29 protein-coding genes are annotated in these 24,873 nt (G+C 69.9%); 17 read left to right on the top strand and 12 right to left on the bottom strand.

The genetic code is table 11. From position 1 onward, the window contains the following. The first annotated feature begins 8 nt into the window (after window positions 1-8). The 4 genes from trpB to WAE60_RS07695 all read left to right on the top strand — a co-directional run bounded on the left by trpB (window position 9) and on the right by WAE60_RS07695 (window position 4,453). On the top strand, window positions 9-1,241 hold the full coding sequence (trpB, locus tag WAE60_RS07710; RefSeq protein WP_337685636.1) for a tryptophan synthase subunit beta: 1,233 nt from the start codon (window positions 9-11) through the stop codon (window positions 1,239-1,241). Further along, entirely contained in the window at window positions 1,242-2,078 is an 837-nt protein-coding gene (gene trpA / locus WAE60_RS07705) for a tryptophan synthase subunit alpha (protein WP_337685635.1), read from the top strand. 11 nt (window positions 2,079-2,089) lie between these two features. Beyond that, window positions 2,090-3,019 (top strand): acetyl-CoA carboxylase carboxyltransferase subunit beta, encoded by a 930-nt coding sequence (locus tag WAE60_RS07700; RefSeq protein WP_029909784.1) that lies wholly within the window; start codon window positions 2,090-2,092, stop codon window positions 3,017-3,019. Window positions 3,020-3,139: 120 nt separating this feature from the next. Beyond that, window positions 3,140-4,453: a folylpolyglutamate synthase/dihydrofolate synthase family protein gene (locus tag WAE60_RS07695; RefSeq protein ID WP_337685634.1), complete on the top strand. Its 1,314-nt coding sequence runs from the start codon at window positions 3,140-3,142 to the stop codon at window positions 4,451-4,453. Between the two features lie 8 nt (window positions 4,454-4,461). Here the strand turns inward: WAE60_RS07695 and WAE60_RS07690 are convergent, their stop codons facing one another. Next, window positions 4,462-4,737: a hypothetical protein gene (locus WAE60_RS07690; RefSeq protein ID WP_337685633.1), complete on the bottom strand. Its 276-nt coding sequence runs from the start codon at window positions 4,735-4,737 to the stop codon at window positions 4,462-4,464. Between the two features lie 239 nt (window positions 4,738-4,976). Here WAE60_RS07690 and WAE60_RS07685 point away from each other — a divergent pair, with 239 nt between their 5' ends. Continuing rightward, window positions 4,977-5,312, top strand: coding sequence for a glycine zipper 2TM domain-containing protein (locus tag WAE60_RS07685; protein WP_029909790.1), 336 nt, complete (start codon window positions 4,977-4,979; stop codon window positions 5,310-5,312). A 66-nt stretch (window positions 5,313-5,378) separates the two neighbouring features. On the opposite strand, the gene WAE60_RS07680 is transcribed toward WAE60_RS07685, so the two are convergent. The 4 genes from WAE60_RS07680 to WAE60_RS07665 form a co-directional block, all read right to left on the bottom strand. Then, a complete protein-coding gene (locus WAE60_RS07680; RefSeq protein ID WP_029909792.1) occupies window positions 5,379-5,891 on the bottom strand; it encodes a DsbE family thiol:disulfide interchange protein in 513 nt (170 codons plus the stop codon). Further along, window positions 5,891-6,067 carry a heme exporter protein CcmD gene (gene ccmD, locus WAE60_RS07675; protein WP_029909795.1) on the bottom strand — a complete coding sequence of 59 codons (177 nt, stop codon included), beginning with the start codon at window positions 6,065-6,067 and terminating at the stop codon, window positions 5,891-5,893. The genes WAE60_RS07680 and ccmD overlap by 1 nt, the downstream gene beginning before the upstream one ends. Window positions 6,068-6,071: 4 nt before the next feature. Beyond that, a complete protein-coding gene (gene ccmC, locus WAE60_RS07670; RefSeq protein ID WP_029909797.1) occupies window positions 6,072-6,821 on the bottom strand; it encodes a heme ABC transporter permease CcmC in 750 nt (249 codons plus the stop codon). Between the two features lie 64 nt (window positions 6,822-6,885). After that, on the bottom strand, window positions 6,886-7,434 hold the full coding sequence (locus WAE60_RS07665) for a Spy/CpxP family protein refolding chaperone (protein WP_337685632.1): 549 nt from the start codon (window positions 7,432-7,434) through the stop codon (window positions 6,886-6,888). 165 nt (window positions 7,435-7,599) lie between these two features. Here WAE60_RS07665 and WAE60_RS07660 point away from each other — a divergent pair, with 165 nt between their 5' ends. Together WAE60_RS07660 and WAE60_RS07655 are read left to right on the top strand one after the other, a co-directional pair. Continuing rightward, window positions 7,600-7,950 carry a DUF3147 family protein gene (locus WAE60_RS07660; RefSeq protein ID WP_029909803.1) on the top strand — a complete coding sequence of 117 codons (351 nt, stop codon included), beginning with the start codon at window positions 7,600-7,602 and terminating at the stop codon, window positions 7,948-7,950. Window positions 7,951-8,028: 78 nt separating this feature from the next. After that, window positions 8,029-8,925, top strand: a complete 897-nt coding sequence (locus tag WAE60_RS07655; RefSeq protein WP_337685630.1) for a DMT family transporter — start codon at window positions 8,029-8,031, stop codon at window positions 8,923-8,925. 241 nt (window positions 8,926-9,166) lie between these two features. On the opposite strand, the gene ccmB is transcribed toward WAE60_RS07655, so the two are convergent. Further along, window positions 9,167-9,832: a heme exporter protein CcmB gene (gene ccmB, locus WAE60_RS07650; protein ID WP_029909811.1), complete on the bottom strand. Its 666-nt coding sequence runs from the start codon at window positions 9,830-9,832 to the stop codon at window positions 9,167-9,169. Next, window positions 9,829-10,443 (bottom strand): heme ABC exporter ATP-binding protein CcmA, encoded by a 615-nt coding sequence (ccmA, locus tag WAE60_RS07645; RefSeq protein WP_029909814.1) that lies wholly within the window; start codon window positions 10,441-10,443, stop codon window positions 9,829-9,831. Before ccmA ends, ccmB begins: the two co-directional genes overlap by 4 nt. A 193-nt stretch (window positions 10,444-10,636) precedes the next feature. Here ccmA and acnA point away from each other — a divergent pair, with 193 nt between their 5' ends. From acnA to WAE60_RS07625, 4 genes are all read left to right on the top strand, one after another. Next, window positions 10,637-13,324, top strand: coding sequence for an aconitate hydratase AcnA (gene acnA / locus WAE60_RS07640; protein WP_337685629.1), 2,688 nt, complete (start codon window positions 10,637-10,639; stop codon window positions 13,322-13,324). Between the two features lie 281 nt (window positions 13,325-13,605). After that, window positions 13,606-14,322, top strand: a complete 717-nt coding sequence (locus tag WAE60_RS07635) for a DUF1223 domain-containing protein (protein WP_029909820.1) — start codon at window positions 13,606-13,608, stop codon at window positions 14,320-14,322. A gap of 586 nt (window positions 14,323-14,908) precedes the next feature. Then, window positions 14,909-15,235, top strand: a complete 327-nt coding sequence (locus WAE60_RS07630) for a DUF2794 domain-containing protein (protein WP_029909822.1) — start codon at window positions 14,909-14,911, stop codon at window positions 15,233-15,235. A gap of 81 nt (window positions 15,236-15,316) precedes the next feature. Further along, on the top strand, window positions 15,317-15,877 hold the full coding sequence (locus WAE60_RS07625) for an HdeD family acid-resistance protein (RefSeq protein WP_337685627.1): 561 nt from the start codon (window positions 15,317-15,319) through the stop codon (window positions 15,875-15,877). A gap of 59 nt (window positions 15,878-15,936) precedes the next feature. Here the strand turns inward: WAE60_RS07625 and WAE60_RS07620 are convergent, their stop codons facing one another. Further along, window positions 15,937-16,689 (bottom strand): Bax inhibitor-1/YccA family protein, encoded by a 753-nt coding sequence (locus WAE60_RS07620; protein WP_029909828.1) that lies wholly within the window; start codon window positions 16,687-16,689, stop codon window positions 15,937-15,939. Window positions 16,690-16,838: 149 nt separating this feature from the next. Here WAE60_RS07620 and WAE60_RS07615 point away from each other — a divergent pair, with 149 nt between their 5' ends. After that, window positions 16,839-17,891 carry an aldo/keto reductase gene (locus tag WAE60_RS07615; RefSeq protein ID WP_029909833.1) on the top strand — a complete coding sequence of 351 codons (1,053 nt, stop codon included), beginning with the start codon at window positions 16,839-16,841 and terminating at the stop codon, window positions 17,889-17,891. A 6-nt stretch (window positions 17,892-17,897) separates the two neighbouring features. On the opposite strand, the gene WAE60_RS07610 is transcribed toward WAE60_RS07615, so the two are convergent. Next, the gene (locus tag WAE60_RS07610) at window positions 17,898-18,722 is read right to left on the bottom strand and encodes an energy transducer TonB (protein ID WP_337685626.1); all 825 of its coding nucleotides are present in this window, start codon (window positions 18,720-18,722) and stop codon (window positions 17,898-17,900) included. 116 nt (window positions 18,723-18,838) lie between these two features. Between WAE60_RS07610 and thpR the strand changes: the two genes are divergently transcribed. The 3 genes from thpR to WAE60_RS07595 all read left to right on the top strand — a co-directional run bounded on the left by thpR (window position 18,839) and on the right by WAE60_RS07595 (window position 21,352). Further along, a complete protein-coding gene (gene thpR, locus WAE60_RS07605; protein ID WP_337685625.1) occupies window positions 18,839-19,375 on the top strand; it encodes an RNA 2',3'-cyclic phosphodiesterase in 537 nt (178 codons plus the stop codon). A gap of 108 nt (window positions 19,376-19,483) precedes the next feature. Continuing rightward, the gene (locus WAE60_RS07600; RefSeq protein WP_337685624.1) at window positions 19,484-19,948 is read left to right on the top strand and encodes a DUF4126 family protein; all 465 of its coding nucleotides are present in this window, start codon (window positions 19,484-19,486) and stop codon (window positions 19,946-19,948) included. A gap of 9 nt (window positions 19,949-19,957) precedes the next feature. Next, window positions 19,958-21,352 carry an FAD-containing oxidoreductase gene (locus tag WAE60_RS07595; protein WP_337685623.1) on the top strand — a complete coding sequence of 465 codons (1,395 nt, stop codon included), beginning with the start codon at window positions 19,958-19,960 and terminating at the stop codon, window positions 21,350-21,352. A 25-nt stretch (window positions 21,353-21,377) separates the two neighbouring features. On the opposite strand, the gene WAE60_RS07590 is transcribed toward WAE60_RS07595, so the two are convergent. Together WAE60_RS07590 and WAE60_RS07585 are read right to left on the bottom strand one after the other, a co-directional pair. Beyond that, on the bottom strand, window positions 21,378-21,767 hold the full coding sequence (locus WAE60_RS07590) for a hypothetical protein (RefSeq protein WP_337685622.1): 390 nt from the start codon (window positions 21,765-21,767) through the stop codon (window positions 21,378-21,380). Beyond that, window positions 21,764-22,144: a DUF2237 family protein gene (locus WAE60_RS07585; protein ID WP_029909842.1), complete on the bottom strand. Its 381-nt coding sequence runs from the start codon at window positions 22,142-22,144 to the stop codon at window positions 21,764-21,766. The genes WAE60_RS07590 and WAE60_RS07585 overlap by 4 nt, the downstream gene beginning before the upstream one ends. 119 nt (window positions 22,145-22,263) lie before the next feature. Here WAE60_RS07585 and WAE60_RS07580 point away from each other — a divergent pair, with 119 nt between their 5' ends. Together WAE60_RS07580 and WAE60_RS07575 are read left to right on the top strand one after the other, a co-directional pair. Further along, window positions 22,264-23,142 (top strand): CoA ester lyase, encoded by an 879-nt coding sequence (locus WAE60_RS07580; protein WP_337685621.1) that lies wholly within the window; start codon window positions 22,264-22,266, stop codon window positions 23,140-23,142. 12 nt (window positions 23,143-23,154) lie between these two features. Continuing rightward, on the top strand, window positions 23,155-24,201 hold the full coding sequence (locus WAE60_RS07575; RefSeq protein ID WP_337685620.1) for a hypothetical protein: 1,047 nt from the start codon (window positions 23,155-23,157) through the stop codon (window positions 24,199-24,201). Here WAE60_RS07575 and WAE60_RS07570 read toward each other — a convergent pair. Then, on the bottom strand, window positions 24,198-24,779 hold the full coding sequence (locus WAE60_RS07570) for a TetR/AcrR family transcriptional regulator (protein WP_337685619.1): 582 nt from the start codon (window positions 24,777-24,779) through the stop codon (window positions 24,198-24,200). The genes WAE60_RS07575 and WAE60_RS07570 overlap by 4 nt on opposite strands. Window positions 24,780-24,873 lie beyond the last annotated feature (94 nt).

Raw genomic sequence — 24,873 nt, 5'->3', positions numbered from 1 at the left:
AAGTGCTCGTGAACGCCTCAGCCAAGCCCCCGGAACGGCCCAACGACTGGTCCGCCTATCCCGACGCCAAGGGCCGGTTCGGCGACTACGGCGGCCTGTACGTGGCCGAGACCCTGATGCCGCTCGTGCTGGAGCTGGACCGCGCCTACACCGAGGCCAAGAACGATCCGAAGTTCCAGGCCGAGCTGAAGGGCTACCTGACCCATTATGTCGGCCGGCCCTCGCCGCTCTATTTCGCCGAGCGCCTCAGCAAGCACCTGGGCGGCGCGAAGATCTATTTCAAGCGCGAGGAGCTGAACCACACCGGCGCGCACAAGATCAACAACTGCATGGGCCAGATCCTGCTGGCCCAGCGCATGGGCAAGACCCGGATCATCGCCGAGACCGGCGCGGGCCAGCACGGCGTGGCGTCGGCGACGGTGACCGCCCGCTTCGGCCTGCCCTGCGTGGTCTATATGGGCGCGGTCGACGTGGCCCGGCAGAAGCCGAACGTGTTCCGCATGAACCTGCTGGGCGCGGAAGTGCGTCCGGTGACCTCCGGCGCGGCGACCCTGAAGGACGCCATGAACGAGGCCATGCGCGACTGGGTCACCAACGTGGCCGACACCTATTACATGATCGGCACCGCCGCCGGCCCGCACCCCTATCCGGCCATGGTCCGCGACTTCCAGGCGGTGATCGGCAACGAGACCCGCGAGCAGATCCAGGAACTCGAGGGCCGCCTGCCCGACGCGGTCGTGGCCTGCGTCGGCGGCGGGTCGAACGCCATCGGCATGTTCCACCCGTTCCTGGCCGACGAGCGCGTCAAGATCTACGGCGTCGAGGCCTCGGGCCACGGGCTGGACACCGACAAGCACGCCGCCTCGCTGACTGGCGGCCGCCCGGGCGTCCTGCACGGCAACAAGACCTATCTGCTGCAGGACGACGACGGCCAGATCCTGGACGCCCACTCGATCTCGGCCGGCCTGGACTATCCGGGCATCGGCCCCGAGCACAGCTTCCTGCACGACATCGGCCGGGCCCGGTACCTGACCTGCACCGACGACGAGGCCCTGAAGGCCTTCCAGCTGTGCGCCGAGCTCGAGGGCATCATCCCCGCCCTGGAAAGCGCCCACGCCCTGGCCAAGCTGCCCCAGCTGGCCAAGGAGATCGGCGAGGGCGGCGTGATCGTGCTGTGCCTGTCGGGCCGGGGCGACAAGGACATCTTCACCGTGGCCGACGCCCTGGGACGGACGATCTAGATGACGACCAGCTATCGCGACGCGGGCCGCCTGGAGCGCGCCTTCCAGCGGGAAAACGACCACCGGGCCCTGTTCATCGCCTATGTGATGGCCGGCGATCCGGACCTGGAGACCTCGTTCGAAATCCTGAAGGGCCTGGCCGACCACGCCGACGTCATCGAGCTGGGCATGCCCTTCTCGGACCCGATGGCCGAGGGCCCGACCATCCAGCTGGCCTCGCAGCGCTCGCTGGCCGCCGGCACCAAGATGCGCGACGTGCTGGGGCTGGTCCGCCGGTTCCGCGAGATCAACACCACGACGCCGATCGTGCTGATGGGCTATCTGAACCCGGTGCTGTTCCACGGCTACGAGGCCTTCGCCAACGACGCCTCGGACGCCGGGGCCGACGGGGTGATCATCGTCGATTGCCCGCCCGAGGAGGCCGGTCCGCTGACCGACGCCCTGGAAACGGCCAAGATGAACCTGATCCGCCTGGCCACGCCGACGACCGACGACGCGCGCCTGCCAGCCGTGGTCGCCCGCACCTCGGGCTTCATCTACTATGTCTCGGTGGCCGGGGTGACCGGCGTGCTGGAGGCCGACGCCGAGGCCGTGCGACGTCCGGTGGAGCGCCTGAGGGCGGCTTCGGGCCTGCCGGTGGCCGTCGGTTTCGGCATCAAGACCCCCGAGCGCGCCGCCCAGGTGGCCCGCGTGGCGGACGGCGTGGTGGTCGGCTCGGCCCTGGTGGACGAAATCGCCGCCGCGGCCAAGGTGAACGAAAACGTGACCGAGAAGGTTCTTCTCAAGGCGTCGGAGCTGGCTAAGGCTGTGCGATCGGCGCGACTCGAATTGGCGTGAGGCTGAAGGCTATGGCGATGGCTGAACCCCAGGGGCCCAAGAAGGGCGACAAGACGAAGGCGCCGGCGGAGGGCCGTCGCGGCGGCTGGCTGTCGCGGATCGCGCCCGGCGTGCGCGGCGCGTTCGCCAAGCGCGAGACGCCCGAGAACCTCTGGGTCAAATGCCCCGACACGGGCGAGATGATCTACCGCTCCGACCTGGAGGCGGCCCTGTGGGTCACCCCGGCCGGGCGCCACATGCGCATCGGTCCCGAGGCGCGCTTCAAGTTCACCTTCGACGACGGCGCGCACGAGGTCCTGCCGACCCCGCCCGTGGTCGAGGATCCGCTGCACTTCTCGGACGGCAAGTCCTACAAGGACCGCCTGGCCGCCGCCCGCAAGGCGACCGGCGAGCAGGACGCCATGGCCATCGCCTACGGCAAGGTCGGCGGCGTCGACGCCGTGGTGCTGGTCCAGGACTTCGCCTTCATGGGCGGTTCGCTGGGCATGGCCGCGGGCGAAGGCTTCATCGCCGCCGCCGAGGCCGCGATCAAGCGCCAGGTCCCGCTGGTGGTGTTCACCGCCGCCGGCGGCGCGCGGATGCAGGAAGGGGCCCTGTCCCTGATGCAGATGGCCCGCACCACCCTGGCCATCAACGAGATGAAGGACGCCGGCCTGCCCTACGTCGTGGTCCTGACCGACCCGACCACCGGCGGCGTCACCGCCTCCTACGCCATGCTGGGCGACGTCCACCTGGCCGAGCCGGGCGCCCTGATTGGCTTCGCCGGTCCGCGCGTGATCGAGCAGACCATCCGCGAGACCCTGCCGCCGGGCTTCCAGCGCTCGGAATACCTGGTCGAGAAGGGCATGGTCGACCGCGTCACGCCGCGCAAGGAACTGCCGGCCGTGCTGGGCTCCATTCTCGGGACCTTGATGATGGGGCGCGCCCTCAAGGCGGCCTGAGCCGAAAGATGCTCCCCCGCCGGGGGAGCTGTCGCGAAGCGACTGAGGGGGTAGGGCGGCGGCCGGCCCCCTCCACCCCTTCGGGGTCCCCCTCCCCCAGAGGGGGAGGATCTTGAGACGATGACCGACCACCTCCGCGCCCATGACGCCGCGCTGGCGCGGCTGCAGGCCCTGCATCCCAAGCTCATCGACCTGTCGCTGGACCGGATGCTGCGGCTGTGCGCGGCCCTGGGCGATCCGCAGACCAAGCTGCCGCCGGTGATCCACGTGGCCGGCACCAACGGCAAGGGCTCGACCGTCGCCTATCTGCGGGCCATGGCCGAGGCGGCGGGCCTGCGCATCCACGTCTTCACCTCGCCGCACCTGGTTCGCTTCGCCGAGCGCATCCGCCTGGCCGGGACCCTGATCACCGACGAGCACCTGGGCGAGGTGCTGGAGCGGGTCGAGACGGCCAACGCCGGCCAGCCGATCACCTTCTTCGAGATCACCACCGCCGCGGCGTTCCAGGCCTTTTCCGAGGTCCCGGCCGACCTGTGCCTGGTCGAGGTGGGGCTGGGCGGGCTGCTGGACGCCACCAACGTGGTCATGCCGGCCGTCAGCGTCATCGCCCCGATCGACATCGACCACCGCGAGTTCCTGGGCGACACCCTGGGCAAGATCGCCCAGGAGAAGGCCGGGATCATCAAGCCGAACGTCCCGGTGGTCAGCGCCCGCCAGCGGGAGGAGGCCGAACGCGTCGTCGAGCGCGAGGCCGACCTGTTCGAGGCGCCCCTGACCCTGATGGGCCGCGACTTCGACGCCTGGAACGAACGCGGGCGGCTGCTGGTGCAGATGCCGGACCGCCTGCTGGACCTGCCCGCGCCCTCGCTGCCCGGCGAGCACCAGTACGCCAACGCCGGCCTGGCCGTGGCGGCCTTGCTGGCGCTGGGCGACCCGCGGATCGACGAGGCGGCCATGGCCCGGGGGATCGCGGCGGCGACCTGGCCCGCGCGGTTCCAGCGCCTGACCGCCGGTCCCCTGGCCGACACCGCCAGGGCGGCCGGCGCCGACCTCTGGCTCGACGGCGGCCACAATCCGCACGCCGGCGCGGCCGTGGCCCGGGCCCTGGGCGAGCTGGCAGGCCGCGACGGACGCCCCGTGGCCCTGATCTCGGGCCTGCTGGCCAACAAGGACGCCACCGGCTTCTTCGCGCCGTTCGCGCCGCTGGGGGCCAAGGTGTTCACGGTGACGTTCGAGGGGCATGCGGCCGCCAGCGCGGCCCAGACGGCGGCCGCCGCCGAGCTGGCGGGCCTGCGGGCCCATGCCTGCGACAGCGTCGGGGCGGCCCTGGAGAAAGCGCTGGCGATCGAACCGACGCCGCACGTGCTGATCTGCGGCTCGCTCTATCTGGCGGGCGAAGTGCTGGCGATGAGCCCGGAGACTTGGCCGGTCTAAGGGCCGATCTAGACCAGGATGTTCAGCAGCGAGCCCGGGCGCAGGATCTTCTGCGGCTGTTCGGTGGGCTGAACGAACGGGCGGGCCGGCGGCTGGCGCTGCGGCTGGGCCTGGGTCTGCAGCTGGACGGCGATCGGCGGGGCCGTGGGCAGGGTCGCGGCGGCGTCGCTGACGGCCGCCTGGAAGAACGCCGCCGCGCGCGAGCCGCCGGCGCCGCTCGAACCCTGCGTCGAAGCAGGACGTTGCGGAACGGTCGGCAGGCCGGTGGGGCGGATCGTGCTCATGGACGCGACTCTATCATGGTTAACGCAAGGTCGGCGAGCATGGTCAACGCGCGGTTAATGGTCGCGGTTCGATCCCCGGAAACCCGGGGAAAAAGCTCGGGCGAAACCCGGAGAAAAATGAACGGCAGATGAAAGTCGGGTTGTCGACGCCGTTCAGGGAGCGGGGGTTAGGGTGTCCTCAAGATCGACCCGGATCGGGGCCGGGCGATCGGTCGGAAAAGATTTGAAAGGGACACCCGATGCGTACCGCCACCAAGACCACCGTTTCGCTGCTGGCCGCCGCGACCGCCGCGATCAGCCTGGCTTCGGCCCCGAGCTTCGCCTCGGCCCACGACAGCCGCTACTACCGCGACCACCACCGCTACGAGTCGCGCTATGACCGCCATTACAGCCGCTATGACGCCTGCCGTCAGGACCGCAAGCGCGGCAAGGCGACCGGCGCGATCCTCGGCGCCGTGGCCGGCGGCCTGCTGGGCAACTCGGTCTCGAACGGCAACCGCACCCCCGGCACCCTGCTGGGCGCGGGCGTCGGCGCCTACGCCGGCAGCCAGATCGGCAAGGGCCACCGCTGCTAACGGCGCGAGCCGCTTGACCTGAACGAAGGCTCGGATCGTCGGAAGCGATCCGGGCCTTTTTCATGCCTAGCGCAGCTTCTTGAGCAGCGCGTCGACGTCGGCGTCGGTCAGCGGGCCGCTGTGCTTGGCCAGGATCACGCCGTCGGCGCCGATCAGATAGGTCTCGGGCACGCCAGTGACGCCGAACTCGATGCCGGCCCGGCCGTTGCGGTCCATCAGCTTGACGGCGAAGGGATCGCCCAGCTCGGCCAGGAAGGCCTGGGTCTTGGCCGGCTCGTCCTTGTAGGCGACGCCGACCAGGGTGACGCCCTTGGCCTTCAGGGCCATCAGCTGCGGCGCCTCGACCCGGCAGGGCGCGCACCACGAGGCGAAGAAGTTGATCAGGCGGGGGCCGGAAGGGGCGTCATGGACCGCGACCATGGCGCCGGTGTCGAGGTCGGGCAGGCTGACGGCCGGGACGGGCTTGCCGACCAGGGCGTGGGGCTGGACGCGCGGGTCGTGCTTGAGGGCGTAGCCCGCGAACAGCACCGCCAGGCCGGCCAGGACGATCAGCGGCGTGAAGCCGATCCAGCGCTTGATCACCGCTTCGCCTCTTTCGAAACCTCTTTCAGCGCCTGCAGCCGCTCGGCCTCGCGCCGCCAGCGGCGGGCCGAGGCCAGGCTGTCGGCGATCATCCAGACGAAGGCCGCCGCCGTCAGGGCGAAGGCCGGCCAGACATAGACGGCGTACTTCCCGGCGTCGAAATCGAAGTGCATGCCGTCAGCCTTCCGCCTGCTGCAGGGCCAGGGCCCGGGCCTTGCGCCGCCAGACTTGGCTGCGAATCCGCACCAGCCACAGCGAGCCGAACGCCGACAGATAGGCCAGGGTCATGATCAGCATCGGCCAGGCGTAGACCGCCGGCAGGGCGTCGCCCGGCTTGGCGAACAGGGTGGAGCTGCCCTGGTGCAGGCTGTTCCACCACTCGACCGAGAACTTGATGATCGGCAGGTTGATCACGCCGACCAGGGCCAGGATGGCGGCGGCGCGGGCGGCCTTCTGCTCGTCCTCGAGGGCCGAGCGCAAGGCCAGATAGCCCAGATAGAACAGCAGCAGCACCAGCACCGAGGTCAGGCGGGCGTCCCACACCCACCAGGTTCCCCACATCGGCTTGCCCCACAGCGAGCCGGTGGCCAGGGCCAGGACGGTAAAGGCCGCGCCCAGCGGGGCGCAGGCCACGGCGGCGGCGTCGGCCAGGGCGTGGCGGAACACCAGGGCCAGGAAGCTGGCGACGCCCAGGCAAAGATAGATGAACATGCAGATCACTGCCGCCGGCACGTGGATGAACATCATCCGCACGGTGTCGCCCTGCTGGTAGTCCTCGGGGGCGGCGAAGGTCAGCACCAGGCCGACGACCGCCAGCACCGCGGCGATCGCGCCGAACATCGGCGCGGCCCAGCGCGAGAAGGCCATGAACCGCTCGGGGTTCGTCAGGAAGTCCAGCGGGTGGTGGTGTGGATCACGGGCGCCCATTCCCAACGCCTTAGAAGACCTGGAGGGCGCCCGCAATCGTGGAGGTTACCTAGCCAGCCCCCTTTCAGTCGGCCTTCGGCGGAGCCGGCGGGCGACCCGGGCCGCCCTTGAAGCGCCGGAACTCGGCGTGGCGGATCATCGGGCCGTGGCCGCCGACCATCGGACCCAGGGCGTCGAAGGCCTTCTTCTGGCTGGGCGACAGGGCGGCGTAGAAGGCGCGGGTGGCGTCGATGCGGGCCTTGGCGCGGTTCAGGTGCTCGGTCTCGCGGTCCAGGCGCTCGGGCGTGGTCAGGGGCTTGGGCTCGGCGTCGGCGACGTCGCGCTTGGGGCCGTCCTTGTCCCAGCCCTTCGGCTCGGTCGCGGCCAGATAGGCCTTCAGGGCCCCGTCCTGGTCGGCGCGCAGCTGCAGCACGTCGCGCAGGTGCTGGGCGCGGGCCTCGGGGTCGAGGCGGCGATGATGGCGCATCATCGGCGGGCCGCCGGGACCGTCATGGGCCATGGGCGGCATGCCGGGCGGCGGCGGGCCGTCCTGGGCGACGGCGACCGCCGCGGTGGTGGAAAGGATGATCGCGGCCGCGGCCATCAGGGCGAGGCGGCTCGTTGGCAAGCGCATGGGTCGGCTCCGTGGAAAGTCCCTTGGACCGGAACCTCGGGTCCCCGTGTAACGCTGGAATGTCAGAATCCCGGGCGAATGTTGCAGGACTGACGGACAGGCTTCGCATAAGGCTTTGACAGCGCGCCGGATTTTCGCGGCGACGCGCGTCCGGGACCTTTCGAGATGCTGTACCTGCTGGCCAAGGCGGCGATTTCCGGCGTGATCATCGCCCTGGTGTCCGAGATCGCCAAGCGGCAGCCCGGCTTCGGCGCCCTGGTCGCCTCGCTGCCGCTGATCTCGATCCTGGGCATGATCTGGCTGTGGCGCGACACCCACGACGTCGGGCGGATGGCGACCCATGTCGAGGCGACGTTCTGGTACGTGCTGCCCTCGCTGCCGATGTTCCTGATCGTTCCGGCCCTGCTGCGGCGGGGCGTCAACTTCTGGGTGGCGCTGGGGACGGGTTGCGCGGTGACGATCGGCCTCTATCTGGGCATGACGGCGATCGGTCCGCGCCTGGGCCTGAAGCTGTGACTGCCGCCACGTCCTGACAGCAGGACCGGCTAGATCGTCCTATCGCCCCCGCCGCGAACGCCGCTAGAAGCCCGGTCCATGCAAAGCCCCTCCAAAAAGATCGCCTTCGTCGCCCTGATCCTCGCCGGGGTCTGCTGGGGGCTGGGCTTCCCGCTGGGCAAGCTGGTGCTGCGCGAGACCGACGCGGCCCACATGGTGCTGCTGCGGTTCGTGGTGGCGGCGGTGGTCGCCGCGCCGTTCGCCCTGCGCACCCCCGAGGCCCGGGCGCTGTTCAAGTCGCCGGTGATCCTGGCGGCCGGAGCGCTCTACGGGATCGCCTTCATGGTGCAGTTCGAGGGCCTGGCCCATGTCAGCGTCACCCTGGCGGCCCTGCTGGTCGGGGCCATGCCGGCCCTGATCGCCATCTCGGCCAAGCTGCTGGGCGAGAAGGTCAGTCGCGCCTCGTGGGGCGGAGTGGCCGCGGCGACCCTGGGCGCCGCCCTGATCGCCGGCAAGCCCGACGGCGCCGGCTCGCCCCTGGGCGTCTTCCTGTCGCTGGGCTCGCTGCTGATCTTCCTGGCCTGGCTGATCGTGCTGCGCCGCGCGCCCAGGGCCCCGACGCCGATGGCCATCCCGGCCGTGACAGTGATCGTCGCCGCCTTCGTGATCCTGCCGATCGCCTGGGTGATGCACGGCCCGCCGAAACTGGCGCTCAGCCCCATGGCCTGGACCGGCATCCTGGGCCTGGGCGTCCTGGGCACCCTGCTGGCCACCGCCGCCTGGCAGTTCGGCTCGGCCCGGGTGGGCAGCGCCAGCGCCGGGGTGTTCATCAACATCGAGCCGCTGATGGGGGCCTGCGTCGGGGTGCTGCTGTTCGGCGACCACCTGACCTGGGCCCTGGCGGCGGGCGGGCTGATGATCATCGCCGGCAGCTTCGCGGTGGTGCTGGGGGAACGGCATGCGCCGCCGGTGACGGCGAGCGCCGGGCCGATATAAAAATCCCCTCTCTCATAGAGAGAGGGAGGGGCCCATGGCGCAGCCATGGGAGGGTGAGAGGTTACACCCTCTCAGAACGAAACTCTGACGATGACGACTTGGGTTGATCGCTCGATGCGGAGGTCTGGACCGCCCTTTGCCCAACCGCTCTGGATTTGCCGGCAGGCGGTGAAACCTCTCACCCTCCCACCGCCTGCGGCGGCGGGCCCCTCCCTCTCTCTATGAGAGAGGGGTTTCGGCGCTAATCCAGCGCGTTCCGGCACGCCGCCGCCATGGCGATCGGGCCCAGGGCCACCGCCGCCGTGCTATAGGCCAGCAGCAGGAACAATCCGCCCGTCCACGGCAGGCCGCCGGCCAGGGCGTCCAGGGCGCCGGCCCCGAAGATCACCGGCGGCACGTAGAGCGGCAGGACGATCACCGCCACCAGCAGGCCCCCGCGTTTGGAGCCGAGAGCCAGGCTGGCGCCCAGTCCGCCCAGGAACGAGAAGGCCAGCCCCCCGGCCAGGGCGCAGGGGATCAAGAGCGGGATGATCGACGACGGCGCCCCGAGCGCCAGGGCGGCGACGGGGGCGGCCAGGGCCAGGGGCGCGCCGGCCGCCAGCCAGTGGGCCAGGCACTTGGCCACGGCCACGGCCTCCAGCGGCGCCGGCCCCAGGGCCAGCAGGTCCAGCGCCCCGTCCTCGAAATCGCGCTCGAACAGGCGCTCCAGCGACAGCAGCGCCGCCAGGGCCAGGGCCAGCCAGGCGATGCCGGGGGCCAGGGACGCCAGCCGCTCGGGCGCACGGCCCGCCGCCAGGGGCAGCAGGGTCACGACGCAGGCGTAGAAGGCCAGGGCCAGCAGCGGTCCGCCGCCATTGCCCCAGGCCAGGGCCAGTTCGCGGCGCAGGAGGATCAGGAACGCTCTCATCCCCCGATCTCCACCACGCGGCAGGGCACGGGCAGGGGGTCGTGCACGGCGGCCAGCACCATGCCGCCGCCGGCCAGGTGCTGGGCCATCAGGCCCCCGAAGCCTTCGCGATGGCCGGCGTCCAGCGGGGCCATGGGTTCGTCCAGCAGCCACAGCGCGCGCGGGCTGGCCAGGAGGCGCGCCAGGGCCACGCGGCGGCGCTGGCCGGCCGACAGACGGCGGATCTCCAGGCCCAGCAGGCGGTCCAGGTCGAGCTTGGTCGCGGCCGCCCGGGCCGAGGCCTCGGTCCCGCCGGTCCACAGGGTCTGGAACAGGAGTTCGTCCCAGGCCGAGCGCGTGGATTTCAGGCCATCGTGGTGGCCCACCAGGTGCAGGGCGTCGGCGCGCGCCACCTCGGCCTCCAGCGGACCGGCCTCGCCCTCGAAGCCGACGGTCCCCTGGGCGGGACGCAGCAGTCCGGCCACGGCGCGCAGCAGGCTGGTCTTGCCCGCCCCGTTTCGCCCGGTCAGGGCCACGGCGTCGCCGGCCGAAATCTCCAGATCAAGGCCCGAGAACAGCCGTCGCTCGCCGCGCACAAGACTTAAGTCCTTGATGCGAATAGCTCTCAACATGGGCCCGAAGACCTCAAGACCCTGTCCTGTGCATGGACGTTGCCCCTGACCGAGGCTAAGAAGCCCTCGGCCGTCACCCTCCGATTTGGATGGGATGAACGCGGCGCGGGGATGGACGCTGTGGGTCCGCCTCGAGCGCGCGCTCCCGGGAGTGGTTTTCCGGCGGCCGTGGACAGAGAAGGGATCCTTCCAAATGGCGTCAGTCGACAGCCTCAAAACCCGCCGCGAACTCGTCGTCGGCGGTAAGACCTACGTCTATTACAGCCTTCGCGCCGCTGAGGAAGCGGGTCTGAACGGCGCCGGCAAGCTGCCGGTGTCGATGAAGGTGCTGCTGGAGAACCTGCTGCGCTACGAGGACGGCGTGTCCGTCAACGAAGCCGACCTCAAGGCCGTGGCCGCCTGGCTCGAGAACAAGGGCGGCGTCGAGCACGAAATCAGCTTCCGCCCGGCCCGCGTGCTGATGCAGGACTTCACCGGCGTTCCGGCCGTCGTCGACCTGGCCGCCATGCGCGACGCGATGGTCGCCCTGAACGCCGACCCGGCCAAGATCAACCCGCTGAACCCCGTCGACCTGGTCATCGACCACTCGGTGATGGTCGACAACTTCGGCAACCCGAAGGCCTTCGACGACAACGTCGCCCGCGAATACGAGCGCAACCTGGAGCGCTACCGCTTCCTGCGCTGGGGTTCGTCGGCGTTCAACAACTTCCGCGTCGTGCCCCCGGGCACCGGCATCTGCCACCAGGTGAACCTCGAGTACCTGGCCCAGACCGTCTGGACCGCGGCCGTCGACGGCGCCGAAGTCGCCTATCCCGACACCGTCGTCGGCACCGACAGCCACACCACCATGGTCAACGGCCTGTCGGTCCTGGGCTGGGGCGTGGGCGGCATCGAGGCCGAGGCGGCCATGCTGGGCCAGCCGATCCCGATGCTGATCCCGGAAGTCATCGGCTTCAAGCTGAACGGCGCCCTGCCGGAAGGCGCGACGGCCACCGACCTGGTGCTGACCGTCACCCAGATGCTGCGCAAGAAGGGCGTGGTCGGCAAGTTCGTCGAATTCTACGGCGACGCCCTGGCCAACCTGACCCTGGAAGACCAGGCGACCATCGCCAACATGGCTCCGGAATACGGCGCCACCTGCGGCTTCTTCCCGATCTCGGCCGCGACCATCGCCTATCTGAAGGGCACCGGCCGCGACGCCGCTCGCGTCGCCCTGGTGGAAGCCTACGCCAAGGAGCAGGGCCTGTGGTGGGAGCCCGGCGTCGCCGAGCCGACCTTCACCGACACCCTGGAGCTGGACCTGTCGTCGGTGCTGCCGTCGCTGGCCGGCCCCAAGCGTCCGCAGGACCGCGTGCTGCTGACCGAAGCCGCCGCCAAGTTCGCCGAGTCGCTGGCCGGTGAGTTCGGCAAGGCCGAGGCCCCCAACGCCCGCGTGCCGGTCGAAGGCGAGAACTTCGACGTCGGCCACGGCGACGTGGTCATCGCGGCCATCACCTCGTGCACCAACACCTCCAACCCCTCGGTGCTGATCGCCGCCGGCCTGCTGGCCAAGAACGCGGTCGCCAAGGGTCTGAAGGTCAAGCCGTGGGTGAAGACCTCGCTGGCCCCCGGCTCGCAGGTGGTCACCGACTACCTGGCCAAGGCCGGCCTGACCAAGCACCTCGATGCGCTGGGCTTCAACCTGGTCGGCTACGGCTGCACCACCTGCATCGGCAACTCGGGCCCGCTGCCCGAGAACATCAGCAAGGCCGTCAACGAGGCCGACCTGGTGGCCTGCTCGGTGCTGTCGGGCAACCGCAACTTCGAAGGCCGCGTGAACCCGGACGTCCGCGCCAACTACCTGGCCTCGCCGCCGCTGGTGGTGGCCTACGCCCTGGCCGGCTCGATGAAGATCGACCTGGCCAACGAACCGCTGGGCGAAGGCAAGGGCGGCAAGCCCGTCTACCTGAAGGACATCTGGCCCTCGAACGAGGACATCGCCGCCTTGCAGCGCAAGTCGGTGACGGAAAAGATGTTCGCCAGCCGCTACGGCGACGTCTTCAAGGGCGACAAGAACTGGCAGGGGATCAAGATCACCGGCGGCCAGACCTACGCCTGGGAAGGTGACTCGACCTACGTCCAGAACCCGCCCTACTTCCCGAACATGTCGATGACCCCCGCTCCGGTCACCGACATCGTGGAAGCCCGCGTCCTGGCCGTGTTCGGCGACTCGATCACCACCGACCACATCAGCCCGGCCGGTTCGATCAAGAAGACCAGCCCGGCCGGCCAGTACCTGATCGACCACGGCGTCGATCCGCTGGACTTCAACGGCTACGGCGCCCGTCGCGGCAACCACCAGGTGATGATGCGCGGCACGTTCGCCAACATCCGCATCCGCAACAAGATCACCCCGGACATCGAAGGCGGCGTGACCAAGCACTTCCCCTCGGGCGAAGTGATGTCGATCTACGACGCGGCCATGAAGTACCAGGAAGAAGGCCGTCCGGCCGTGGTCTTCGGCGGCAAGGAATACGGCACCGGCTCGTCGCGTGACTGGGCCGCCAAGGGCACAAAGCTCCTGGGCGTCCGCGCGGTGATCTGCGAAAGCTTCGAGCGCATCCACCGCTCGAACCTGGTCGGCATGGGCGTGCTGCCCCTGCAGTTCATCCAGGAAGGCTGGCAGAAGCTGGAACTGACGGGCGAGGAGATTGTCTCGATCCGCGGCCTGCAGGACCTGGCCCCGCGCAAGCAGCTGATCGTCGAGCTCTACCGCCCGACCGACGGCCGCATCGCCCGCTTCCCGGTCCGCTGCCGCATCGACACCCCGACCGAGCTTGAATACTTCAAGAACGGCGGCGTGCTGAACTACGTGCTGCGCAACCTGGCCAAGGCCGACTAAGCGTCCGCACGGACCGCTCTTCGGAGCGTCGAAAAGACGAAGCCGGGTCCGGAAGGGCCCGGCTTTTTCTTTGGCTGGTCGGCCGTGCGTCCTTCGAGGCGCGCTCAGGCCCGCTTGCTGTGGTCCTCATCCCGAGGTGCGAGGCGTAGCCGAGCCTCGAAGGACGCACGGCGCCCAACCGCTGGTTTCAGGCCACGGTTCGCGTTGAAAGGCCAAAGAAGCCTCCCTTCACGGCCTCGTGAACGGCCATCCGCCGCGATCTTGGCCTAAATGCCCCGCACATGCGTCAGGCCCTGCTCTTCCTCGCCCTCACCGCCCTCTCGGGATTTTCCGCCGCGCCCGCGTTCGCAGCGAAACCGCCGGTGGTGGTCGAGCTGTTCACCGCTCAAGGTTGCTCGTCGTGCGGCAAGGCCAACCAGGTCGTCGCCGACATGGCTGACGACAAGGGCGTCCTGGCCCTGACCTATTCGGTCGACTACTGGGACTACCTGGGCTGGACCGACACCTTCGCCAAGCCGGCCTTCGCGGCCCGCCAGCGCGCCTACGCCACCAAGTTCTCGCTGCGCGACGTGCCGACGCCGCAGGTGGTGGTGGCCGGCCGCCAGCAGGCCTCGGGCGCCAAGGCCGAGGCGGTCGAGACCCTGGTCAAGGACGCCGCCAAGGCCGCGTCCAACCCGCCGGACATGGAATTCCTGGGCGACGGCCGTCGCGTCGCGGTCGGCTCGGGCCCCGCGCCGCGCGGCGGCGGCGAGGTCTGGCTGGTGCGCTACGATCCGCGCGAGCAGGACATCGCCGTCAAGCGCGGCGACAACCGGGGCCAGACCCTGGTCCACCGCAACGTCGTGCGCGAACTGGTCCGGCTGGGCCCCTGGTCGGGCCGGCCCAAGCTGTACCGCCTGCCGGCGGCCGGCGACGACGCGCTGAAGACCGTGATCATCGTCCAGGGCGCCAAGGGCGGCCGGGTGATCGGCGTGCTGCAGGAAGCGGCGGAGAAGTAACCCCCGAGACCTCCCCAGGGAGGACCCCAAAAAGAAAAGCCGCGCGGGGAGGGGACACCGCACGGCTTCTTAGGGGAGGGGAATGTCTAGTCCGTCGGCCGACCGGAGCCCGGATCAGGGGGCTGGGGGGCAATCAGGGTCCGGACCCGAGGCGTCCGATCGACCGACCCTGACCTTTTCGCCCGGCAAGTCGGCGCTGGAAGGGCGCGATCAAGGTCGTTTCGCGGCGGTTCGTGTCGGACGTGTGTCGAAGCGCCAGCACGACGCACACGCGAAGACCCCGCGTGGAGAGGGGCGCCACGCGGGGTCTCGAGCGATATCTTGGGATAGTCTGTCGGCCGACCGGCCCACGATCGAGGGGGCTGGGGGGGCTGTTCAGGATCCTGAACCGCAGGATGTCCGATCAGCCGACACCCTCAAGATCATGGGGCAAGCGGGCGCGGACGGGTCGAAATTAAGGTCATTTCGTGTCCGGTCACGTCGAGCCGGAAATTATCAAGCGTCACTGTAGCGCGCCGGCAACGCTCCGAGGACCCCGCATGGCGACGCTCGCCTAGGGGCCTGATTTGGGTTTAGGCTTCGTCCGATGGCCCTGGATTCCCGACCTGTCGCTGGTGTCGTTTTCTTCGAGCGTCGCGAGATCGACCAGCTCCTGCGGCTGTATGGCCGGATGGTCGCGGCGGGCGAATGGCGCGACTACGGCATGGCCGGCCAAAGCGACCACGCGGTGTTCTCGGTGTTCCGCCACGCGGCCGAGGCGCCGCTCTACCGCATCGAGAAACGCCCGGCCCTGGCCCGCAAGCAGGGCGAGTGGGCGGTGATCGGCCAGGGCGGCCTGACCCTCAAGCGCGGCCACGACCTGGCCCAGGTGCTGCGCATGTTCGACAAGGGCCGGTTCAAGGTCGTCGACTGATCCGCCGCGCGTGAGCGGATCAAGGCTGATCCGGCGTTTCCATGGGACCGGGCCCAAGCCGGGCCCGACAGGGAGCGCCGCATGATCGCCGAACCCCTTTCCGTGGCCCATCTGCTGGCGCGCACCTGGTGGCTGGTCTTGGCGCGCGGCGTGGCGGCGATCCTGTTCGGCGCCCTGGCCCTGCTGTGGCCGCATCTGACCCTGCTGATCCTGGTGATCCTCTACGCGGTCTACGCCCTCGGCGACGGGGTGTTCGCCCTGGCCGAGGCGGTGCGCGGCGGCGGCTGGATCCCGCGCTGGTGGCTGGTGATGCTCGGGATCGCTAACCTCGTCGCGGGCGCCGCCGCCCTGCTGTGGCCGCACCTGACCGCCGTCCTGCTGATCATCCTGATCGGCGCCTCGGCCGTGGCGCGCGGCCTGCTGGAGATCATCGGCGCGATCCACCTGCGCAAGGTCATCGACAACGAATGGTCGCTGATCGGATCGGGCGCGATCTCGGTGCTGTTCGGCGTGGGGGTGATCCTGGCGCCGCGGGCCGGCGCCGTGGCCCTGGCCTGGCTGATCGGCCTGTGGGCCATCGCCCTGGGCGTGCTGATCGTGATCCTGGCCTTCCGCCTGAAGCGGCTGCGCCACCGGCTCTAGGCAAGAAAAAAGCCCCGGCGGTTTCCCGCCGGGGCCGGTCGTCGGTCCTGGGCCCGCGATTATCGGCGGCTGCCGAAGATGCTGAGCAGGAATTGGAACAGGTTGATGAAGTTCAGATAGAGCCGCAGCGCGCCGTAGTTGGTGGCCACGGCCATCGACTGGCGGTCGCCGCCCAGCTGGTAGTAGGTCATCTTCAGGTTCTGGGTGTCGTAGGCGATCAGGCCCGCGAAGACGAACACGCCGACGATGCTGATGATGAAGCTCAGGCCCGGCAGCTGCAGGAACACCTGGGCCAGCGAGGCCAGGACCAGGCCGATCAGGCCGATCAGCAGGAAGCTGCCGAAGCCGGTCAGGTCCTTCTTGGTGGTGTAGCCGAACAGGCTGAGGCCGCCGAAGGCGATGGCGGTGACCAGGAACGTCGTGAACACCGACTGGACCTGATAGACCAGCAGCCACAGGCCCAGGCCCGCGCCGATCGAGGCCACCAGCGCCCAGTAGAGCGCGCCGGACGAGCGGGCGGTCGGATTGCGCATGGCGAAGATCGACACCAGGATCATGGCCAGCGGCGCGAACCGCAGCACCATGCCCAGCACCGTGAAGCCGGCCAGGCGGCCGTCCGGGGTCAGGACGTACAGCAGGTTGGCCACCGGCGCGTAGGCGGTGGTCAGGAAGGCCAGGGCGGCGGACAGCAGAAGACCCAACGCCACCTTGTTGTAGACGCCGAGCATGAAACTACGCAGGCCGGCGTCAACCGACATGTCGGCGCGATCCGCGGGGATCGAGCGCGCGTAGCCGCGGTTGAAGTCGCTCATCGGGGTAAAGCCCTTCGCAAAAAGCATCGCGCCCGTGCTTGGACGCTCCCCGAATATCGGGGCCGCGCCAGGATCATGCAAGATGTTGCGCTTTCTGCGGCGGGCGACAGCCTCTATTCAGGTCCCGCGCATCTATCGATGGGGATCACATGGATTACGTGGAACTCGGCCGGACCGGCATCCAGGTCTCGCGCTGCTGCCTGGGCACCATGACCTGGGGCTCGCAGAACAGCGAGGCGGAGGCCCATGAACAGATGGACTACGCCCTGGGCCAGGGCGTGACCTTCTGGGACACCGCCGAGATGTATTCCAGCCCGCCCAATCCCGAGACCCAGGGCAACACCGAGCGCTACATCGGCTCGTGGCTGAAGAAGACCGGCAAGCGCGGCGAGATCGTCCTGGCCTCCAAGGTGGCCGGCCGGGGCGCGGCGTTCGGCGGACTGTCGTGGATGCGCCCCGACGGCGGCCCCACCCGCCAGACCAAGGCCCAGATCGACTACGCGGTCGAGCAATCGCTCAAGCGCCTGCAGACCGACTATCTGGACCTCTACCAGCTGCACTGGCCCGACCGGCCGGTGCGGGTGTTCGGCGGCCAGACCTTCAAGGACTACGAACAGGACTTCGAGGCGTTCGGCGACATCCTCGAGGCGCTGGACGCCCACGTGAAGAAGGGGACGATCCGGTCGATCGGCGTCTCCAACGAGTTCCCCTGGGGCGTGATGCGCTTCCTGGCCGAGGCCGAAACCAAGGGCCTGCCGCGCATCGCCTCGATCCAGAACGCCTATCACCTGGCCAACCGCACCTTCGAGTACGGCCTGGCCGAGATCGCCATGCGCGAACAGGTGGGCCTGCTGGCCTATTCGCCCCTGGCCCAGGGCCAGCTGACCGGCAAGTACCTGGACGGCAAGCTGCCCGAGGGCTCGCGCAAGGCGCTCTACAACCGCATGCAGCGCTACGAGGGCCCTGGCGCCGAGCCGGCGATCCGCGGCTATGTCGACCTGGCCGCCCATTTCGGCCTCGACCCGGCCCAGCTGGCGCTGAAGTTCTGCGACACCCGCGAGTTCGTGACCGCCACCATCATCGGCGCCACCTCGATGGACCAGCTGAAGACCGACATCGCCGCCTTCGACCTGACCTGGACCGAGGAGATGGAGAAGGCGGTCAACGCGTTGCACGCCCTGCAGCCGAACCCCTGTCCGTAGGGCGGCCTAGGGGGTGTCTTCCGTCTTCTTGCCGGTCAGCCAGTCCCACGGGAACATGACGACGACCGTCGTGGAGGCCGTCGCCAGACCGTCGGCGGTCTTGAAGGGCGCCTTGAGCAAGCCCATGGCGTCGCGCATCGCCTTCTCGGTGGCCGGCGTGTAGTCGTCTCCGCCGAACTGGCAGCCGTCCAGCAGGCCTTCGGTGGTGACGGTGCATTGGGCGAAGGTCGTGCCCTCGGATCGCTGGGCGGCCGCCACCAGACGTTTGTTCTGCTTCGCCGTCGGCTTCTGGAGCCACATGAAGAAGTGGCCCTGGCACATGCCCGTCCCATCGGGACAAGGAATGACCGGCGCCTTCGGCGTGTCGGCCGCCTCGACGGACGGCGCCACGACCGCCGGCTGGGTCCCGATGCGCGTCAGGACCATGGCCATGTCGCCGATTCCCGGCTGCTCCGGCGGGGCCAGGAAGACGATCGGGATGGTGATCGTGCCGCCGCCCACCGGCTCGCCGTTGACCGTCTTGGGCTTCATCTGGAAGATTCCGCCCAGCGACACCGCCGCCTCGCCGAAGCCGTAGCCCTTGGGGCTCTCGTTCTTGGCCTTGCAGTCGACCAGGGCGCCCTCGGCGGTGATCTCGCAGGCGATCGTCGCCCGCCCCGAGACGTTCTCCGCCTTGGCCTTGGCGGGATAGAAGCGCTCCATGTCGTCGCCGGTCGGCTTCACCGCCCAATCGGGACGCGTGATGATCTTGGCCGGCGCTGCATTGGCCGCGGCCGCGCCGAGACCCAAGGCCGACGCGAAAAACACCGCGCCCCACGACAGTCGTTTCATGTTCATGCCCCCAAACCCCTGGGATCGGAGCTAGCAGCGCCGGGGCGGTCCCGCAACCGTCGGACGCGGTCGCCGCCCGCCCTTGTCCACCGAGGGCCGTCCGCTAAGTTCGCCCCATGATCCGCCTGTTCACCGCCATCGCCATCCCGCGTGACCTCGCCGAAGACCTGGTCCCGCGCCAGTACGGCATCGACGGCGCCCACTGGCGGCCGGTCGAGGCCTTTCACATCACCCTGCGCTTCGTCGGCGACGTGCCCGAGCCCGACGCGGCCGACCTGACCGAGGAACTGGCCAAGATCCAGGTCCCGGCCTTCGACCTGCGGATGGCCGGGGCCGGCCATTTCGGCGAGGGCGACGACATCCACGCCGTCTGGGCCGGGGTCGAGGACAGTCCGGAACTGGCCCGCCTGCAGCACGCCAACGAGGCCGCCGCCCGCCGCGTGGGCTTGAAGCCCGAGACCCGCGCCTACCGCCCGCACGTCACCCTGGCCTATCTGAAGCGCCCGCCGGTCCCCGAGGTCGCCGCCTGGATCCAGGGCCACAACCTGCTGCGCTCGCCGGCGTTCCGGGTGGACCGCTTCGGCCTCTATTCCAGCTGGCAGACCAAGCACGGCTCGGTCTATCGCCTGGAGGCCGAGTTCCCGATGAGCTGAAGCCCGGGCCCAGGCGGAGCTTAAACGTCCAAGAACAGCGTTCGGCCTTGCGGTTTGATCGGGCGGCGCGCCAGATCAAGGCGACGCTCGCCGCAACCGGAGATACGCATGTCGCTCTACCTGTTCGCCCTGCTGATCGGGGTGGTGGCCGGCCTTCGGGCCCTGACCGCTCCCGCCGCCGCCGCCTGGGGCGCGCATCTGGGCCTGATACCGCTTCAAGGCACGCCTTTGGCGTGGTTGGGGGGCTCCATCGCCACCTGGGTGTTCACCGCCCTGGCCGTGCTGGAGCTGGTCGCTGACCAGCTGCCCAAGACCCCCAGCCGCAAGGTCCCGGTGCAGTTCGGCACGCGCATCGCCAGCGGAGCCTTCTGCGGCGCCGCCATCGGGATGCTGGGCGGGGCCTGGATCGGCGGCGCGATCGCCGGAGCCATCGGGGCGGTGATCGGCACCCTGGGCGGGGCCGACGTCCGCGCCCGCCTGGCCAAGGCCTTCGGCAAGGACCTGCCCGCCGCCCTGATCGAGGACGTGGTCGCCGTCGGCGGCGCGGCCCTGATCGTCCTGGCCACCAAGTAGGATCACGTCATGGCCTCCGACACCGCCCAGGGGTTCGACGCCATCATCATCGGCGCCGGCCAGGCCGGACCGTCCCTGGCCGGGCGGCTGACCGACGCCGGCTGGACCGTCGCCCTGGTCGAGCGCAAGGACGTCGGCGGCACCTGCGTCAACACCGGCTGCATGCCGACCAAGACCCTGGTGGCCAGCGCCTACGCCGCCCACCTGGCCCGGCGATCGGCCGAGTACGGGGTGACGCTGGGCGGCGGCGAGGTCGGCGTCGACATGAAGCGCATCCACGACCGCGCCCGGACCGTCACCCTCAACGCTCGGGGCAATCTGGAAAAGTGGCTGGGCGGCATGAAGGGCTGCACGGTCTTCCGGGGCCACGCCCGCTTCGAAGGCCCCGACACCGTCCGCGTGGGCGACGAGCTGCTGACCGCGCCGAAGATCTTCCTCAATGTCGGCGGCCGGGCCAACGCTCCGCCCATGCCTGGCCTGGACGACATCAGCTACCTGACCAATGTCGGGATGATGGAGGTCGAGGCCCTGCCGAAACACCTGGTGATCGTCGGCGGCAGCTATATCGGCCTGGAGTTCGCCCAGATGTACCGGCGCTTCGGCGCCGATGTGACGGTGGTCGAGATGGGCCCGCGCCTGATCGGCCGCGAGGACCCGGAGATTTCCGACGCCGTGCGCGAGATCCTCGAGGCCGAGGGCGTGAACATGCGCCTGAAGTCGGAGTGCATCAGCTTCGCGCCCTGTCCCGAGGGCGTCTGCGTCCATGTCACTTGCGAGGAGGGCGCGCCGCAGGTCATCGGCTCGCACGTTCTGCTGGCCATCGGCCGCAAGCCCAACACCGACGACCTCGGCCTGGAGAAGGCCGGGGTCGAGCTGGACAAGCGCGGCTACGTGGTGGTCGACGACCAGCTGAAGACGACCAATCCCGGCGTCTGGGCCATGGGCGACTGCAACGGCAAGGGCGCCTTCACCCACACCGCCTACAACGACTTCGAGATCATCGCCGCCAACCTGCTGGACAAGGATCCGAGGAAGGTGACCGACCGCATCACCTGCTACGGCCTGTTCATCGACCCGCCCCTGGGTCGGGTGGGCCTGACCGAGGCCGAGGCCCGCGCCACGGGCCGGCCGCTGCTGGTGGGCCAACGCCCGATGACCCGGGTCGGCCGGGCGGTCGAGAAGGGCGAGACGCTAGGGTTCATGAAGGTGGTGGTCGACGCCGAGACCAAGCAGGTCCTCGGCGCGGCGATCCTGGGCCTGAACGGCGACGAGGCGATCCACGGCATGGTCGACCTGATGTACGCCAAGGCCCCCTACACGGTGATCCAGCGCGCGGTGCACATCCACCCGACCGTGTCGGAGCTGATCCCGACGATGCTGGGGGAACTGAAGCCGCTGGTCTGAGTCTTCCGCGCCTGCCGAAACGGTTTCAGGCTGTTTCGCGCGCGGCTTCAGCGACCAGCGGCGATGGATCGTCCATCAAGCGTCGGCGAATTTCGGCGGGCGTATTGGGATTGCGGGCGATGCGCGCGCGGACGCCTTCATCCCGATCACGCGACAGTCGGTCGAACAGCGGCCCGTCGAGCTTGCGTTTCGTGGCCACCGCGAACCGCACGTCATGATCCGCGTCCTCGGCCAACACACGCAGGATTTCCAGCGGAACGGTTTTGTTGTGCGCCACCCACGGCTTCATTCCAGGGTAACGGGCGATCACCTCCAGCCAGATCGCCGTGCCCGCCGGCTCGTGAGCGGCGCGGTGATAGTCGGCCGGCTCCTGACTGGTCCTCAGGCGGACAAACTCCTCGGCCGAGGCGATCACGCGACCGCGTGATCCTTCAGCACGCCCAGCGGGACCACCGCCAGCATCTCCTCGTGCGTCGCCTCCAGCACCACCTGCGGGGCGACGCCGGCGTCGAGGGCTTCCTTCCAGCGGCCGGCGCACAGGCACCAGCGGTCGCCGGGGACCAGGCCCCGGAAGGCGTATTCCGGGCGCGGGGTCGACAGGTCGTTGCCTGTGGCCGCCGAGAAGGCCAGGAACTCCTCGGTCATCACCGCGCACACCGTGTGCAGGCCAAGGTCGTGCGGCCCGGTCTCGCAGCAGCCGTTGCGGTAGAAGCCCGTCACCGGGTTCAGCGAGCAGGGCTGGAGCTCCTGGCCCAGCACGTTCTTGGCGTTGTCGTCGTAGCGCGTGGTCATGGCGCGAGCTTAACCCCGTTCTGGGGAATCTGGACACCGTTCCGCTGTTAAGACGTGTGACGACTTCCGGCGGCGGCGTTCAGATGCTTAAGAGGGAGGAACGAGACTAAGGGAGCCTCATGTCCGATCTCGCCCGGCCGCGCCGCAGCGCCCTCTACATGCCCGCCTCCAACGCCAAGGCGGTGGAGAAGGCGCGCACGCTGGACGCCGACGTGATCATCCTGGACCTGGAGGACGCCGTCGCCCCGGACATGAAGGACGCCGCCCGCGAAGCCGCCGTCGCCGCGGTCAAGGCCGGCGGCTTCGGCCCGCGCGAGATCGTCGTCCGCACCAACGGCCTGGACACCCCGTGGGGCGAGGCCGACCTGAAGGCCGTCGCCGAGGCCGGGCCGGACGCGGTGCTGGTCCCCAAGGTCAACGACGCGGCCGACGTCTACGCCTACCAGGCCGCCCTGCACGCAGCCCCGGCCCACACCCGGCTCTGGACCATGATCGAGACCTGCAAGGCCGCCTTCCACCTGTGGGAGATCGCCGCGGCGTCCAAGACCACCCGCCTGACCGGCTGGGTGATGGGGGTCAACGACCTGGCCAAGGAGATGCGGGCCCGCCAGACGCCGGGCCGCGAGGCCTTCCTGCCGATCCTGTCGCTGTCGGTGGCCGCCGCCCGGGCCCACGGCCTGACCGTCCTGGACGGGGTGCACAACGACATCGAGGACCTTCCCGCCCTGGAGGCGGTCTGCGGCCAGGCGGTGGATTTCGGTTTCGACGGCAAGACGCTGATCCACCCCAAGCACCTGGAGATCTGCAACCGGGTCTTCTCGCCCACCGCCGACGAGATCGCCTGGAGCCGGGCGGTGATCGCCGCCTTCGCCGCGCCCGAGAACGCCGGCAAGGGCGCCCTGCGCGTCGAGGGCCGGATGGCCGAGCGCCTGCACCTGGTCCAGGCCGAACGGCTGGTGGCGGTGGCCGCCGCCATCGCCGAACGCTCGGCCGCCTAGACCGGAAGCCTGATGCGCGCGCTCCTGATCTCCCTGCTGGCCTTCTCCGCCGCTCCCGTCCTGGCTCAGGAGGCGCCGGTCACGACCGCGCCGGTCCAGGCCGCGCCTGTCCAAGCCGCGCCCGCCGATCCGAACGCCACGCCGCTCGTGCCCGCCCCGCCGGCCGCCGACGCGCCGGTCTCGGCCGACCAGGCCGTCGATCCCCTGGCCGACCTGATCGCCCAGAGCGGTCCCCAGACCACCGACGAGGAGGACGCCGCGCCCCAGGCGCCGGCCCCGCCGCACAAGCCGACCATCCTGCCGATCCCCGGGCGCGATCCCGACGAGATCGATCCCAACCACGCCATTCCGCAGGGCGGCTACGTGCCGATGGCCGAGGCCTACGACCTGCGGGTCAAGGGCTCGATCCTGGCCGCCCAGGGCCTGCAGGGTCCGCTGGACGGCGGCTGGTCGATCGAGGGGCCGGACGGCGCGGCCCTCTACCGGCTGCAGCTGGTCGACAAGGTCGGCGGCTATGACGGGCTGGAAGGCGCCTGGCGCGACGTGCGCCGGCCCGGGACGGTGGGCTCCACCGGCCTGATCGACTTCGTCGACCGCTCGTACGGCGGCTTCCTGGCCCGGTTCTCGCCGCGCCCGGGCCAGTTGGCCACCCTGGACCTGACGCCGCGCGGCGACGGGTCGTGGAGCGGCAAGCTCAACGAGAACGGGGCCGAGACCCTGGTCACCGCCCATCGCGTGGCCCAGGCCACCCTGCCGCCCGGCTACGTCCCCACCGGCCGGGGCCCGGTGATCTGGGGCGCCCCGCGTCCCGCCGCGCCCCGCGTCGCGGCCGAAGCGCCGGCCAAAACCGCCGCCTGTCCGACCAAGGGCAAGAAGGGCAAGGCCCTGAAGGCGGCCAAGGCCAAGTGCGCGGCCGCCGCCAAGAAGGCCGGCAAGGGCAAGGCGACCACCGCCAAAGGCAAGAAGGGCGCGAAGGGCAAGGCCGTCACCTCGAAGGGTAAGGGCTCGGCCAAGGGCAAGGCGACCTCGAAGAGCTCGACCAAGAAGAAGAAGCGCTAGGCTGGGCGCAGGCCGCGCAAGGCCATCGCGACCATCGCCCGCAGATCCTCGCGGTCGGCGTTGCCGCGCGCGGCGATCTTCAGGCCCGACCGCACGGTCAGCAGGAAGGCCGCGGCCTGGTCGGGATCGATATCGGCCGCCACCTCGCCCGCCGCGACGCCCGCCCGGAGGCGCCGCGCCAAGGCCGCGCGCAGGGCCTGGCCGCTGGCGTCGTTGATGGCGTTGATGTCCGGATCGGCGCGGCCGAACTCGGCCACCGAGCCGACGCCCAGGCAGCCCTTCTGCGGATCGGCCCCCGGACGGGCGAAGGCCAGCAGCGACGCCTCCATCGCTTCCAGGCACGGCAGGTCGGCGTCCAGCGGCGCGACGATCTCGGCCAGGCTCTCGGCGTTGTGGCGCTTCAGCGCCTCCAGGAACAGGCGGCGCTTGTCGCCGAACGCGCCGTACAGGCTCTGGCGGGCGATACCCATCTGCTCCAGCAGGGTCGCGGTCGACGAGCCCTCGTAGCCGTGGCTGGAGAACACCTTGATCGCCGAGGCCAGCGCCTCGTCGCGATCGAATTCCATCGGTCTGGCCATGCGCCTTCCTAGCATATTTGACCGATCTGTCCAGAATGTTCTTGACTGAACGATCCATAATGCCCTAAGGCCGCCTCGTTACGGACCGATCAGT

The organism is Caulobacter sp. CCG-8, assembly GCF_037402475.1.
Classification (GTDB): domain Bacteria; phylum Pseudomonadota; class Alphaproteobacteria; order Caulobacterales; family Caulobacteraceae; genus Caulobacter.
This window is presented reverse-complemented; position numbering and strand designations above follow the sequence as displayed.

Excerpts from the sequence above, each read along its gene's own strand:
- WAE60_RS07615 (WP_029909833.1), top strand. The coding sequence starts at position 16,839 with ATGGATTACGTGGAACTCGGCCGGACCGGCATCCAGGTCTCGCGCTGC.
- trpA (WP_337685635.1), top strand. The coding sequence starts at position 1,242 with ATGACGACCAGCTATCGCGACGCGGGCCGCCTGGAGCGCGCCTTCCAG.
- WAE60_RS07580 (WP_337685621.1), top strand. The coding sequence starts at position 22,264 with ATGTCCGATCTCGCCCGGCCGCGCCGCAGCGCCCTCTACATGCCCGCC.
- ccmC (WP_029909797.1), bottom strand. The coding sequence starts at position 6,821 with ATGGGCGCCCGTGATCCACACCACCACCCGCTGGACTTCCTGACGAAC.
- WAE60_RS07690 (WP_337685633.1), bottom strand. The coding sequence starts at position 4,737 with ATGAGCACGATCCGCCCCACCGGCCTGCCGACCGTTCCGCAACGTCCT.
- WAE60_RS07595 (WP_337685623.1), top strand. The coding sequence starts at position 19,958 with ATGGCCTCCGACACCGCCCAGGGGTTCGACGCCATCATCATCGGCGCC.
- WAE60_RS07655 (WP_337685630.1), top strand. The coding sequence starts at position 8,029 with ATGCAAAGCCCCTCCAAAAAGATCGCCTTCGTCGCCCTGATCCTCGCC.
- acnA (WP_337685629.1), top strand. The coding sequence starts at position 10,637 with ATGGCGTCAGTCGACAGCCTCAAAACCCGCCGCGAACTCGTCGTCGGC.
- WAE60_RS07600 (WP_337685624.1), top strand. The coding sequence starts at position 19,484 with ATGTCGCTCTACCTGTTCGCCCTGCTGATCGGGGTGGTGGCCGGCCTT.
- WAE60_RS07635 (WP_029909820.1), top strand. The coding sequence starts at position 13,606 with ATGCGTCAGGCCCTGCTCTTCCTCGCCCTCACCGCCCTCTCGGGATTT.
- ccmA (WP_029909814.1), bottom strand. The coding sequence starts at position 10,443 with ATGTTGAGAGCTATTCGCATCAAGGACTTAAGTCTTGTGCGCGGCGAG.
- WAE60_RS07660 (WP_029909803.1), top strand. The coding sequence starts at position 7,600 with ATGCTGTACCTGCTGGCCAAGGCGGCGATTTCCGGCGTGATCATCGCC.
- WAE60_RS07700 (WP_029909784.1), top strand. The coding sequence starts at position 2,090 with ATGGCGATGGCTGAACCCCAGGGGCCCAAGAAGGGCGACAAGACGAAG.
- WAE60_RS07575 (WP_337685620.1), top strand. The coding sequence starts at position 23,155 with ATGCGCGCGCTCCTGATCTCCCTGCTGGCCTTCTCCGCCGCTCCCGTC.
- WAE60_RS07625 (WP_337685627.1), top strand. The coding sequence starts at position 15,317 with ATGATCGCCGAACCCCTTTCCGTGGCCCATCTGCTGGCGCGCACCTGG.
- WAE60_RS07620 (WP_029909828.1), bottom strand. The coding sequence starts at position 16,689 with ATGAGCGACTTCAACCGCGGCTACGCGCGCTCGATCCCCGCGGATCGC.
- WAE60_RS07630 (WP_029909822.1), top strand. The coding sequence starts at position 14,909 with ATGGCCCTGGATTCCCGACCTGTCGCTGGTGTCGTTTTCTTCGAGCGT.
- ccmB (WP_029909811.1), bottom strand. The coding sequence starts at position 9,832 with ATGAGAGCGTTCCTGATCCTCCTGCGCCGCGAACTGGCCCTGGCCTGG.
- thpR (WP_337685625.1), top strand. The coding sequence starts at position 18,839 with ATGATCCGCCTGTTCACCGCCATCGCCATCCCGCGTGACCTCGCCGAA.
- WAE60_RS07665 (WP_337685632.1), bottom strand. The coding sequence starts at position 7,434 with ATGCGCTTGCCAACGAGCCGCCTCGCCCTGATGGCCGCGGCCGCGATC.
- WAE60_RS07695 (WP_337685634.1), top strand. The coding sequence starts at position 3,140 with ATGACCGACCACCTCCGCGCCCATGACGCCGCGCTGGCGCGGCTGCAG.
- WAE60_RS07570 (WP_337685619.1), bottom strand. The coding sequence starts at position 24,779 with ATGGCCAGACCGATGGAATTCGATCGCGACGAGGCGCTGGCCTCGGCG.
- WAE60_RS07585 (WP_029909842.1), bottom strand. The coding sequence starts at position 22,144 with ATGACCACGCGCTACGACGACAACGCCAAGAACGTGCTGGGCCAGGAG.
- WAE60_RS07685 (WP_029909790.1), top strand. The coding sequence starts at position 4,977 with ATGCGTACCGCCACCAAGACCACCGTTTCGCTGCTGGCCGCCGCGACC.
- ccmD (WP_029909795.1), bottom strand. The coding sequence starts at position 6,067 with ATGCACTTCGATTTCGACGCCGGGAAGTACGCCGTCTATGTCTGGCCG.
- WAE60_RS07610 (WP_337685626.1), bottom strand. The coding sequence starts at position 18,722 with ATGAAACGACTGTCGTGGGGCGCGGTGTTTTTCGCGTCGGCCTTGGGT.